This window comes from Calidithermus timidus DSM 17022 (genome assembly GCF_000373205.1).
GTDB lineage: Bacteria > Deinococcota > Deinococci > Deinococcales > Thermaceae > Calidithermus > Calidithermus timidus.
The window spans coordinates 24491-36868 of record NZ_KB890698.1; the positions used below are offsets into that span (position 1 = coordinate 24491).

General features: G+C 67.2%; 10 protein-coding genes. 8 read left to right on the forward strand and 2 right to left on the reverse strand.

Annotation, left to right across the window (positions count from 1 at the left end):
• The first annotated feature begins 403 nt into the window (after positions 1–403).
• Genes trpE through trpD form a run of 4 tightly spaced genes read left to right on the forward strand, consistent with a single transcriptional unit; the run spans position 404 to position 4328 of the window.
• Positions 404–1825 carry an anthranilate synthase component I gene (gene trpE, locus B047_RS0110575; RefSeq protein WP_420805378.1) on the forward strand — a complete coding sequence of 474 codons (1422 nt, stop codon included), beginning with the start codon at positions 404–406 and terminating at the stop codon, positions 1823–1825.
• 16 nt (positions 1826–1841) lie between these two features.
• Positions 1842–2420: an anthranilate synthase component II gene (locus tag B047_RS0110580; RefSeq protein WP_018466938.1), complete on the forward strand. Its 579-nt coding sequence runs from the start codon at positions 1842–1844 to the stop codon at positions 2418–2420.
• A gap of 35 nt (positions 2421–2455) precedes the next feature.
• Positions 2456–3280 (forward strand): glycosyltransferase family 2 protein, encoded by an 825-nt coding sequence (locus B047_RS0110585; RefSeq protein ID WP_018466939.1) that lies wholly within the window; start codon positions 2456–2458, stop codon positions 3278–3280.
• Between the two features lie 46 nt (positions 3281–3326).
• A complete protein-coding gene (gene trpD / locus B047_RS0110590) occupies positions 3327–4328 on the forward strand; it encodes an anthranilate phosphoribosyltransferase (protein ID WP_018466940.1) in 1002 nt (333 codons plus the stop codon).
• A gap of 54 nt (positions 4329–4382) precedes the next feature.
• Here trpD and B047_RS0110595 read toward each other — a convergent pair whose 3' ends face one another.
• A complete protein-coding gene (locus B047_RS0110595; protein ID WP_018466941.1) occupies positions 4383–5495 on the reverse strand; it encodes a type IV pilus twitching motility protein PilT in 1113 nt (370 codons plus the stop codon).
• 125 nt (positions 5496–5620) lie between these two features.
• Between B047_RS0110595 and B047_RS0110600 the strand changes: the two genes are divergently transcribed.
• The 4 genes from B047_RS0110600 (at position 5621) to alaS (ending at position 11584) form a co-directional block, all read left to right on the forward strand.
• Positions 5621–6052 (forward strand): universal stress protein, encoded by a 432-nt coding sequence (locus B047_RS0110600; protein ID WP_018466942.1) that lies wholly within the window; start codon positions 5621–5623, stop codon positions 6050–6052.
• Positions 6053–6139: 87 nt separating this feature from the next.
• On the forward strand, positions 6140–7735 hold the full coding sequence (locus tag B047_RS0110605) for an alkaline phosphatase D family protein (RefSeq protein WP_018466943.1): 1596 nt from the start codon (positions 6140–6142) through the stop codon (positions 7733–7735).
• Positions 7736–7754: 19 nt separating this feature from the next.
• Positions 7755–8585, forward strand: coding sequence for a DMT family transporter (locus B047_RS0110610; protein WP_018466944.1), 831 nt, complete (start codon positions 7755–7757; stop codon positions 8583–8585).
• A gap of 302 nt (positions 8586–8887) precedes the next feature.
• Positions 8888–11584: an alanine--tRNA ligase gene (gene alaS / locus B047_RS0110615; protein WP_018466945.1), complete on the forward strand. Its 2697-nt coding sequence runs from the start codon at positions 8888–8890 to the stop codon at positions 11582–11584.
• 17 nt (positions 11585–11601) lie between these two features.
• Here the strand turns inward: alaS and B047_RS0110620 are convergent, their stop codons facing one another.
• Positions 11602–12180, reverse strand: a complete 579-nt coding sequence (locus tag B047_RS0110620; RefSeq protein ID WP_018466946.1) for a hypothetical protein — start codon at positions 12178–12180, stop codon at positions 11602–11604.
• Positions 12181–12378: the final 198 nt, after the last annotated feature.

The following is a 12378-nucleotide window of genomic DNA, read 5'->3' on the forward strand; positions in this document are numbered from 1 at the left end:
CCCATTCCTCATCACTGACGTCCGATGGATATGCACGGCGGTTCCCTGATTTGGGTAAGGTGGTTTGTAGATTTTAGGACTCCTTGGGATTCTCGCCGGGGCCCGAAGGCCCCAGCGGAGGTAAGGGGGCACCTCATCCCCTAGGCCCACCGGCCTAGGGGTTTTCTCTTCGCCAGCAGAGGTAGTCCCGGAGGGCCTTAGCGGTGGCCTCGAGCTGGGAGGGGATCTTCTCGCCTCGAGCCCTTGCGCAATCGGGGCCGAGCGCCTACACTTGGCTGCAAATGGTACTGCCCCTTAGCGCGAAGGGTTGGTGGTGGCCTGGGTAGCCCTGGGGCGGTAGAGCTTTGTACCCCTAGGGCTTTTCGACCTAGGGGCTTTTTTTGTTGGACGAAGGGAGCAGGCGATGCGCACGATGAAACAGGAAGTAACCGTCCCGGTGAAGAAGACTTTGCTGGCCGACCTCGAGACCCCCGTCACGGCCTATCTCAAACTCTCGGAGAAGACCACCCCGAGCTTCCTCCTGGAGTCGGTGGAAGGGGGCAAGGCTTGGGCCCGCTGGTCCTTCGTGGGCATCGGGGCGCGGCGTACCTTTCGGCTCAAGGACGGGGTGATGACCATTGGCGGCGAAGCGGTCCCGACCTCCGACCCCCTACGCACACTCTACGAGGCCATCCACCGCCCCACCCGCCCCGACCCCGATTTGCCCCTCTTCTGGGGTGGCGCGGTGGGCTACGCGGCCTACGACCTGATCCGCTACTACGAGAAGCTGCCCACGCTCAAACCCGACGTGCTGGGCGTTCCGGATTTGCTCTTCGTCGAGCCCGAGGTGCTGGTGGTCTTCGACCAATTCAAGCAGCAGATGCACCTCGTGGCCCCGGCGGAGGAAGGCAACGCGGCCTCGAGGGCTCAGGCGCTCGAGCGCATCGCCTGGGCCGAGAAGAAACTGGATGGTCCCCTGCCCGGCGTGCCCGGCGAGCGGGCCGGGCGGCGGCTGGAGTTCAGCCACAACGTCACGCAGGCCGAGTACGAGGCCATAGTGCAGCGGGCGCTGGAGTACATCCGCGCGGGCGACATCTTCCAGGTGGTGCCCAGCCTGAGGATGTCGGCCCCCCTGAACGTGCACCCCTTCGCCATCTACCGGGCGCTGCGCTCGGTCAACCCCAGCCCCTACATGGGTTTTCTGGACTTGGGCGAGGTCACGCTGGTCTCGTGTAGCCCCGAGAGCTTGCTGCGCTCCGACGGGCGGAGGGTGGTCACCCGCCCCATCGCCGGAACCCGCCGCCGCGGGCAGGACGCCGCCGAGGACCAGGCCCTGGCCAGCGAACTGCTCTCCGACGAGAAGGAGCGGGCCGAGCACGTCATGCTGGTGGACCTCTCCCGCAACGACCTGGGCCGGGTGTGCCGCTACGGTACGGTGCGCCCAAGCCAGCTCATGAGCGTGGAGAACTACTCGCACGTCATGCACATCGTCTCGACCGTCGAGGGCGAGCTGCGCGAGGACAAGAACCCCCTCGACGCCTTGGCCTCGGTGCTGCCGATGGGCACGGTCTCGGGGGCCCCCAAGATCCGGGCCATGGAGATCATCGAGGAGCTCGAGCCCTCCCGCCGCGGCGCCTACGGCGGCAGCTTCGGCTACGTGGCCTACGACGGGCACATGGACCAGGCCCTCACGCTCAGGACCATCGTGGTGGCCGCCGGGCAAATCCACATCCAGGCCGGGGCGGGGGTGGTCTACGACTCCAACCCCACCAACGAGTACCAGGAGTGTTTGAACAAAGCCCAAGCCATGGTCAAAGCCGTGCGATTGGCCGAGGAAGGGCTGTGAGGCGGGAGGGCGCGTCATGAAGCGGATCCTGATGATCGACAACTACGACTCCTTCACCTACAACCTGGCGCAGTACCTGGGCGAGCTGGGCGCCCTGCTGACGGTGTGGCGCAACGACCGCTTCGCCCTCGAGGACGTCGCCGCCTTCGACCCCGACGGGATCGTGGTCTCTCCCGGCCCCTGCACCCCAAAAGAAGCGGGGCTCTCGGTGCCGCTGATCCGGCGCTACGCCCCCGAGTACCCCATCCTGGGCGTGTGCCTGGGCCACCAGAGCATCGGGGAGGCCTTCGGGGCCAGGGTGGTGCGGCACAGGCTCATCGTGCACGGCAAGACCAGCCCCATCCAGCATGACGGCAGCGGGATCTTCGCCGGGCTGCCCACGCCCTTTACCGCCACCCGCTACCACTCGCTGGTGGTGGAGGACCTGCCCGAAGCGCTGCGGGTGACGGCCTGGGTGGACGAGCCGGTAGGCCGCACGGTGATGGGCCTGCAACACCGCGACTACCCCACCTACGGGGTGCAGTTCCACCCCGAGTCGGTCCTGACCGAAGGCGGCAAGCAGATGCTGGCGAACTTCCTGCAGATATGCCGGTAGCCAACGCGATCGGCAAGGGTTATAAGCTATCAGCAATGATCTGCGTCATCGTCCCCCTTCACCCCACCCAGGACCGGCGTGAGCTGCTCGAGGCCAAGCTGCGCGCCCTCGAGGGGCAGGGTGAGCTCGAGGTAATTCTGGTGAGCGACGCGCCGCATCCCTACGCCTTCCTCGACGAGTACCGACCGCCCTACCCGCTGCGCATCCTCCACGACCCCCAGGCCAAAAGTGCGGGGCGCAAGCGCAACCGGGGGGCTGCCGCCGCGCAGGGGGAGCACCTGATCTTCTCCGACGACGACGTGGTGCCCGAGCCGGGCTGGCTCGAGGCCTTCCGCCAAGCCTTCGCCCGCGAGCAGGCCGTGTATCTGGGCGGCTTTCGCTTCAGGGAAGGGCACGCCTGGAAGCCCGCCCTGCGCTTGGGGCGGGTGGGCTTCAACAACGTCAACGGGGTCGCGCTGGGGATGCCGCGCGCCCTCTTCGAACGGGTCGGGGGCTTCGCCGAGTGGCTCGAGGGCTACGGCGGGGAGGACCTCGAGTTCGGCTACCGGGTGGTAAAGGCCGGGATTCCCCTGCGTTACCTGCCCCAGGCCCAGGCCAAGCACCTGGGGCCCACCCCCACCCGCGACCTGCTCAAAGCCCGTCAGGCCGGGGCCCAGGCCGCCCGCATCGCCCGCTACCACAAAGACCCCAAGCTGGCGCTCGAGCTGGGCGTACACCCGGCCCAACTGGTGCTCAAGATGACCACCCTGCCCTGGATGAAAGGGCTGCTGGGCTACACCGGCGACTACGAGCTGGCCTATGCCTGGGGAGCCTGGGAAACCCGCTACGACCAGAGGCCGGGAGAAGGGAGGCGAGCGTAGTGAGGAAAGAAGCAAGTACACCGCAAGCCTTTGGAGTGCTGACGCTATGGACGTACTGAAAAAAGCCCTCTCCGGCGAACAGCTATCGCAAGAAGAAGCCCGCGCCCTGATGGGCCGCATCATGGCCGGCGAGCTGACCCCGGCGCAGATGGCTGGGGTGCTGGTGGCCCTGCGGGTGCGGGGGGAGACGCTCGAGGAGATCACCGGCTTCGCCGAGGGCATGCGCGAGGCGGCGGTGACGATCCGGGTCTCGCGCAGGCCACTGGTGGACATCGTTGGCACCGGGGGCATCGCCCCGGAGGCCTTCAACATCTCCACCACCTCCTGCTTCGTGGTGGCGGCTGGGGGGGTGGCGGTAGCCAAGCACGGCAACCGCCTGGCCTCCTCGCGCTCGGGATCCTTCGACTTGCTCGAGGCTCTAGGCATCCGGCTCGACACCTCGGTGGAGCGGGTGGCCGAGGGTATCGAAGCGTTGGGCATCGGCTTCCTCTTCGCTCGCAACCACCACCCCGCCATGCGCCACGTGGCCCCGGTACGGGCCGAGCTGGGCGTGCGCACGGTGTTCAACATCCTGGGGCCCCTCACCAACCCCGCCTACGCCAGCCACTACGTGCTGGGGGTGTACACCCCGACCTTGCTCGAGACCTTCGCCAACGCCGTGCGCAAGCTGGGCGCCGAGGCTGCGCTGGTGGTCCACGGCGACGGCCTCGACGACTTCGGGCTGTGGAACAACCAACTCGCCGAGCTCCACAACGGCTCGATCCGCCGCTACACCCTCACCCCCGGCGAAGTCGGCCTTCCCGCCGCCACCTACGAGCAACTCACCGGGGGCACCCCGCAGGAAAACGCCGTGATCGCCCGGGCCATCCTCTCGGGGCAGGAGCGTGGCCCCCGCCGCGACGCCGTGGCCCTCACCGCCGGAGCCGCCTTCTACATCAGCGGCAAGGCCCCCGGTATCGCCCAGGGCGTAGCCCTGGCCCAGGAAGTGCTCGACAGCGGGGCGGGGCTGGAGCTGCTCGAGCGCCTGGTGCGCTTCACGCAGGGCTGAAGGCGTCGGCGGGTCGAAAGCGCATTGCGTAGCGCGTAGGATGTACGACCGACGTCAAAAGATCTGCGTCAGCCCCAGGCTCGGGGTGGGGGTGCCGCGCTCCTGGTCGATCTTCATGGCCTGCACCTTGAAGTGCTGGCGGCTGGTGGCGTTGACCATGCCGGTCTCGTAGTCGATGAGCCCGTCGCGGTAGAGGTCGGCGAGGTGGTCGTCGAAGGTTTGCATGCCGTCGAGGCGCGACTCGCGGATGGCTTCGTAGATCTGGGGCGTGCGCTCGGGGTCTTTGATCATGTCGCGAATGCGCAGGGTGCCCTTGAGGATCTCCATCGCCGCGACCCGGCCCCCACCCAGGCGAGGCAGTAGCTTCTGTGAGATGATGCCCACCAGGCTCTCGGCGAAGAGAATGCGGGCCACATCGCGCTCGTGGGGGGGGAAGAGGTCGAGCAGGCGGTTGATGGTGCGCACGGAGTCCTGGGTGTGCATGGTGGAGAAGACCAGGTGGCCGGTTTGGGCGGCCTCGAGCGCCGCCGCCGCCGTCTCGTGGTCGCGGATCTCCCCGATCATGATGGTGTCGGGGTCCTGGCGCATGGCGGCTACCAGGGCCTCGTGGAAGCCTAAGGTGTCGCTGCCCAGTTCGCGTTGCACGATGATGGAGCGCTTGGGCTTGAAGAGGTACTCGATGGGGTCCTCGATGGTCACGATCATCTCGGCGTGGCGGGTGTTGATCTCCTCGAGGATGCGCGCCAGCGTGGTGGACTTGCCCGAGCCGGTGGGCCCAGTGACGAGCACCAGCCCCTTCTCCTGGTTGGAGAAGAAGTCCAGGTTTTCCTGGGAGAGCGCGCACACCTTGAGCTTCTCCTCGTCGGAGTTGATCACGCGCATCACCACGCTGACCGAGCCCCGCTGCTTGAAGAGGTTGACGCGGAAGCGGGCCACGCCGGGCAGGCTGTAGGCCAGGTCAACCTGGTGGCGCTCCTCAAAGCGCTGCTTGTGATGGGGCGTGCACAGCACATCCACCAGCGAGGCGGTGTACTGGGGGGGGAGCTTGGTCTGGCCCAGGGGGGTCAGCCGACCGTGGATACGAACCATGGGGGGCAATCCCACGTGCAGGTGAAGGTCGGAGGCACCCTGAGCGACGATAGTGGTGAGCATCTCCTGGAAGGTCATACGCTGTTCAGTCTGACAGGCCTTTTCATAATTCCTGGTACATTCGTCACCGATTTCTCGCTCTACACTCAGGGTAGAAAGCGAACCACGCCAAAAGCCTGGATAGGCTTTGGGAGGAGGGAACCATGTACAAACGCCTGCTCATGCCGACCGACGGGAGCGCTTGTAGCCTGGCGGCAATCCGGGAGGGCCTCGAGGTCGCCAAGACCCTGGGTGCGGAGGTCACCTTCTTGTACGTGCTGGAGAACCCCACCGGCCTGTGGATGGCCCCCGAGAGCGGGGCTTACATCCAGGAGCTGACCCAGGACCTCAGGAAAGTCGGGCAGGCCGCGCTCGAGGAGGCTGAAAAACTGGCCAAGGAAGCGGGGGTGGCCTCGAGTGGCAAGCTACGCGAGGGCAACGTCACCGCCACCATCCTGGACGAGGCCAAGAACTACGACCTCCTGGTGATGGGCACCCACGGTCGCACCGGCCTCGACAAGCTGCTGCTGGGCTCCGTCACCGAGGGTGTGCTGCACCGCACCGACAAGCCCGTGTTGGTGGTGCGCAGCCGCTAAACGGCGGCCAGTAGGGGCGGGCACGGGCCCTACGAAAGCCCCCAACGGCCTCACACACTCCGGATATACCCCGGTAGGATGCTGGGGATGAAGCTCAAGCGGCGCGAAGTCTTGGGCCTGGGGGTGGGGCTGTTGGGGCTGGGTATGGCGCAGAGCAGCCCCGAGACCCCCGTCTACTTCCCCCTGGGGGTGGCCTCCGGCGACCCCAGCGACAGTGGGGTGGTGCTGTGGACCCGTCTGGCCCCCGAGGTCTGGCAGGAGGGAGAGGGGCTAGAGTTCGAGATCAGCGAGGACAGCGACCCCGCCTTCTCCAGCCCCCGCTTCTCGGGGCCCGCCGTGCAGCCGCGCCCCGAGAACGACTTCACCAGCCTCACCGACCTTTCGGGACTGCTCGAGCCCGCTCGAGCCTACCTCTACCGCTTCCGCTACCGGGGCGTCTACAGCCCTGTGGGTCGCACCAAGACCCTGCCCGCGCACGGCCAGAACCCCGAGGTGCTGCGCTTGGGTATGGTGTGCTGCCAGGAGTTTACCAGCGGCTACTGGGGGGCCTTTGCCCACCTGGCGCGAGAAAACCTCGACGCGGTGCTGCACCTGGGCGACTTCATCTACGAGACCTCCGCCGACCCCCGCTGGCGCAGGCTGCGCTTCCCTAACCGCAGCTACCGCCTGCCCAGCGGCAGCTACGTGGCAGTGAGCCTGGCCGACTACCGCGCCATCTACCGGGCCTACCGCGCCGATCCCTTTTTGCAGATGGCCCTGGCGGCCCACCCCTGGATCTTCCTGTGGGACGACCACGAGGTGGCCAACGATTACTACTGGGACGCGGCCCTCGACGCCCCCGGCACCCCCGACCACCCCTACCGGGACCAGCCCGAGCGGCTCAGGCGGCTCAAACTCGAGGCCCAGCGGGCCTGGCTCGAGTACGTTCCCGCCCGCATCACCCCCGACCTCACCGCTACCCACCCCCACACCCAGATGACCCAGTACCGCAGCTTTCGCTTCGGGGAGCTGCTCGAGCTCTTCGCCACCGATACCCGCTCCTACCGCTGGCCCCACCCCTGCGGCGAGGGTGGCAGCGGTCAGCGCACCCTGGCCTCCTGCGCGGCCATCGAGGCCCCTGAGCGCAGCATGCTGGGCGAGGCCCAGCGGCGCTGGCTGCTCGAGGGGCTAGGGGCGAGCCCGGCCCGCTGGCGCGGCCTGGCCAGCGCAGTGATGTTCTCGCCCCTACGCTTGGGCTCCATCACCATCAACGCCGACGGCTGGGATGGCTACGCCGCCGAGCGGCAGTATTTGCTCGAGCAGCTCACGGGCGACAACCTGCTGGTGCTCAGCGGCGACCTGCACGCGGCGCTGGCCGGGCTGGTGCGCCCTGGCTTCGACGGGCGCGGCCCGGTGCGCGGGGCCGAGTTCATGGCCCCCGGCCTCAGCAGCCCCCCGCCCCGCGAGGCCCTGGGCCGCATGGGCTACCCCTGGCCCGGTAATGCGCTCATCGAGGCCTTCAACCGCCACCTGCACTTCTTCGAGGGCGAGCTCAACGGATACGTGGTGCTCGAGCTCACCCCCGAGCACGTCACCTACAGCCTCTACAGCGTGGACAAGACCCAAAACCACGCCAGCGCCAACCGGCGCCTAGCGCGGCGGCTGCGCTTCGACGGGAAGGGCCTGCACGATGTACGGGAGTAGGGCACGGTAAACTGCCCGGATGAACGCTGAACTGCTGGCCGTGGGCTTCGGGCTGCTCTCCGCGATTTCCTGGGGCGCGGGGGACTTCAGCGGGGGGCTGGCCTCGAGGCGGGCCCACCCCTACGCCGTCACCGTGCTGGTCTCGGCTACCGGTTGGATGCTATTCACTCTGCTGGCCCTGCTACGCAGCGAGACCTTCTTCCCCGGTGACGCGGGCTGGGCGGTGTTGGCGGGGGCTGCAGGGGCGCTGGGCCTGTTGTCGTTGTACCGGGCCTTCAGCGCCGGGCAGATGGGCCTGGCTGCGCCGGTGGCGGGGGTAACGGGGGTGGTGTTGCCGGTGCTGCTGGGGGCGGTGCTCGAGGGCCTCCCCGGTGGGTTGCAGCTGCTGGGCTTTGGTGTGGGGCTGTTGGGAGTTTGGCTGGCCTCGAGGCCCGAGGGCACGGTGCGCCCGGCGGGGCTGTCCTGGGCGCTCTTGGCCGGGCTGGGCTTCGGCGGCTACTTCGTGCTCATCGACCGGGTGGAAGGGCTGTTTTGGCCCTCGGCCATCGCCAAGCTCACCGCGCTGGCCCTCACCCTGGCCTACGTCCTGCTCCAGCGCCCCGAGCGCTGGCCCCGCCCGCGGGAGCTGCCGCTGGTGGGCCTAGCCGGGGCGCTGGACGCCGGGGGTAACCTCTTCTTCCTGGCCGCCGCCCAGAGCGGGCGGCTCGATGTGGCCGCGGTGATCTCCTCGCTTTACCCTGCCTCGACGGTGCTGCTGGCGAGGGCCCTGCTGCACGAGCACCTGCGCCCTGTCCAACTGTTGGGGGTGCTGCTGAGCCTGGGGGCCATCGCCCTGATCTCGGCAGGTTGAAGACGAAGGACGATTCCCTTCGGGCGTGCACCAATAGTCGAACCCGTTCTCTCCACCTTCTGGCAGCGAAGCTGCTCACGCTCGAGGCCTGGAGACAAAGAACTTGCTCAGCCTAGCGCTACTGCGCGGATGGTCATGTGCGTCCTTTACAAATGCATAAGGCGTTCGTATATTCAAAGCTCAGATGCGGCTCTTCGCTCGAGCTACCCGCTGACGGCTTTCTTTCCTTGGGGAAGGGGCCGTGAGGGTTTGCCAGGGCGCAGGGCCTTTTTTATGCTGGCTTAGGCGAAAGGAATGCGGTTATGTCTACCGATAACAAACGACCCAGTGGGCCCAGCACTGCCGAAATCCGCGAGAAGTTCCTCTCCTTCTTCCAAAGCAAGGGGCACCTGCGGCTGCCCTCGTTCAGCGTGGTTCCGCAGGACGACCCCACCCTCTTGTTCATCAACGCCGGGATGACCCCGCTCAAGCCCTACTTCATGGGCAAAAAGCCGGTATTTCCGGGCTACGAGGGCGAGTGGCACCGCGTGACCACCTGCCAGAAGTCGGTGCGCACCGGCGACATCGAGAACGTCGGGCGTACCAACCGCCACCAGACCGTCTTCGAGATGCTGGGCAACTTCTCCTTCGGCGACTACTTCAAAAAAGAGGCCATCGAGTGGGCCTGGGAATTCCTCACCTCGCCCCAGTGGCTGGGGCTCGACCCCAGCCGCATCTACGTCACCATCTACGAGGAAGACGACGAGGCCTTCGAGTACTGGACCCAAAACGTGGGGTTGCCCCCTGAGCGCATCCACCGCTTCGGGGCCGACGAGAACTTCTGGCCGCAGGACGCCCCCACCAAAGGCCCCAACGGACCCTGCGGCCCCTGCTCGGAGATCTACTACGACCGCGGCCCTGAGTTCGGCAGCGACACCTGGGCCGACTACTACGAGACCCGCGAGAGCAACCGCTTCGTGGAGATCTGGAACCTGGTCTTCCCGCAGTACAACCGCAAGGATGGGGGGGTGCTCGAGCCCCTCCCCAGGCCCAACATCGACACCGGGATGGGGCTGTCGCGGGTAGCGATGGTGATGCAGGGCGTCACCGACTTCTACGAGACCGACGAGTTCCGCTCCCTCATCGCCAAGATCGTCGAGCTCTCGGGGGTGAGCTACGAAGGCCCCTCCTCGGTGGCCCACCGGGTCATCGCCGAGCACGCCCGCGCGGTGAGCTTCATCCTCTCCGACGGCGTCACCTTCTCCAACACCGGGCGCGGCTACGTGGTGCGCCGCCTGCTGCGCCGCGCGGTGCGCTTTGGCTACCTGCTGGGTCTGCGTGAGCCCTTCATGTACCGTCTGGCCGAGATCGTGGCCGAGGTGATGGGGGAGGTCTACCCCGAACTTCGCGAGAACCTCCCGAGCGTGCAGCAGCAAATTCGGCTCGAGGAAGAGCGCTTCTTCGAGACGCTCGAGGCGGGCATCAAGCGCCTGGAGGGCCTGCTGGCGGGGCTCAGGGAAGGCGACACCCTCCCCGGCAAGGACGCCTTCACCCTCTACGACACCTACGGCTTCCCCCTCGACCTCACCCTCGAGATCGCCGACGAACGCGGCATCAGGGTGGACACCGAAGGCTACGAGCGCGCGCTGGAGGAAGCCCAGGAACTCGCCCGGCGTCACATGGCTTTCGAGCGCGACCTCTTCAAGCAGTCCAACGAGGCCCTGGCGGCGCTGGCCAAGGACTACGGCGGGACCATCTTCGTCGGCTACGAGGAGACCGACACCCAGGCCGAGGTCAAGCTGCTGCTGGTGGGGGATCAGACGCTGGACGAAGCCCCCGCCGGGACCGAGGTCCAGGTGGTGCTCGACCGGACCCCCTTCTACGCCGAGGGTGGCGGCCAGATCGGCGACTCGGGGGTGCTCGAGTGGGCCGAGGGCTGGGCCAAGGTGAGCACGACGCAGAAGAACAGCGACGGCATCTTCTTGCACCTAGCCCAGGTACAGCAGGGCACGCTCAAGGCGGGCAGCACGGTGCGGGCGCTGGTGGACGCCCACCGTCGCGACACCGAGCGCAACCACACCGCCACCCACCTGCTGCACGCGGCGCTGCGGGCGGTGCTGGGTCCACACGTGCAGCAGAAGGGCAGCTACGTGGGCCCCGACCGATTGCGCTTCGACTTCAGCCAGTTTGAGCCCATCGACCCTAAAGACCTCGCGCGCGTGGAGATGCTGGTCAACCGCTGGATCCAGGCCGACTTTCCCGTGCGCTACGCCTACAAGAGCCTCGAGGAAGCCCGCAAGGAAGGCGCGATGGCCCTCTTCGGTGAGAAGTACGGCGAGGTGGTGCGCGTCGTGAGCGTCGAGGGCGTCGAGGGCATCAGCAGCAAGGAACTGTGCGGCGGCTGCCACGTGCGGCGCACCGGCGAGATCGGGATGTTCGTCATCCGCTCCGACGAGGCGGTGGCGGCGGGGGTGCGGCGCATCGAGGCCCTCACCGGGGTTGGTGCGGTGCGGTACGTGCGGGAGCAACTCGAGCGCCTGGCCTCCCTCTCGCGCGAACTGGGGGTGAGCCCCGAGGGGCTCTTCGAGCGGGTGGGCAAGCTCCAGGACGAGCTCAAAGCCCGTGAGAAGGAGCTCGAGCGGCTCAAGCTCGAGCTCGCCCGCGCCCGGCTCTCGAGCGGAGGCGGCGGCCCCGAGCTGCGCGAGGCGGGCGGCTACCGCTACTTGGCGGTGCGGCTGGAGGGCGTAGAGGCCGGCGCCCTGCGCGGCGTAGCCGACGAGCTGCTCGAGCGTCACAAGGCCGACGTGGTGGCGGTGGGCTCGGGGCAGAACCTCGTGCTCAAGCTCGGCAAGGGCGCCCAGGAGAAGGGCCTCGACGCGGGCGCCCTGCTGCGCAAGCTCGCGGAGACCGCGGGCGGGCGCGGTGGCGGCAGGGGGGCGCTGGCCCAGGGCGGGGGTTTCGACCTCGAGAAGGCTTTCGCGGCCCTGGGGGATGTCCTCATGAGCCTGCCCCAGCCCTGAGGTTATCTCGGACCGAATCAAAACTCGATTTCGATGGCGTCTGCCGCCGGTTTGACCGCGCCCAGCCACTCGAGGCGGGCGAGGTAGTAGCAGGCCAGCTTGAGCGAGATGCCCAGCGCCTCAGCGATCTGCTCGGCGGTGGCTCCGTGCTGGAGCAGGGGCTTGGCCCGCTTCCAGAAAAAGGAATTGTTTAGATCCAGCAGGCTCTCGTCACCGCTGATCAGGTAGGTCACATCCGGCGGAGGCAGCTCGATGGTGCGCAGGGTGATGTCCTCCTCGATCAAGCTCAGCGAGGTGACGACCCGTTCCAGCGGCCAGTGCAGCGCCGGGTCGCAGGGGGTCTTGAATTCCTTGTACGTCAGCTCGAAGGCCCCTTCGCGTGCGGCGATGATCTCCAGGAGGATATCCCTGGCCTTCAGAGGGTCGGCGACGTACTCCTTGCCGACCTCGATGCAGCGCAGATGACCGCGCTTGACCCACAGCTTGCAGTCCTTGAGTCCCGGCACGTTCCACAGCTCGAGCACGCCCGTCCTGTCCTGGAAATGGCCTATGAGGGTCTGGAATGGGCTTTCCTTGAGATTTCCGCTGATCACCATGACTGTACGTCCCCTTGAGAATGTGTACAGCTACTCCCAAAGCCTATACCAACCCCCCTGCAACCCGGTGGGTATTTTTCACAACAGCCCGCAGCCCGGTGTTCAAGAGGGGCAGATTTGCGCCCTGGACAACACTCGAGTCGTGTCAGGAGCCCTGCTCTCATGCACCATCCGGCTCGAGGTGACTTAATGGGGCGC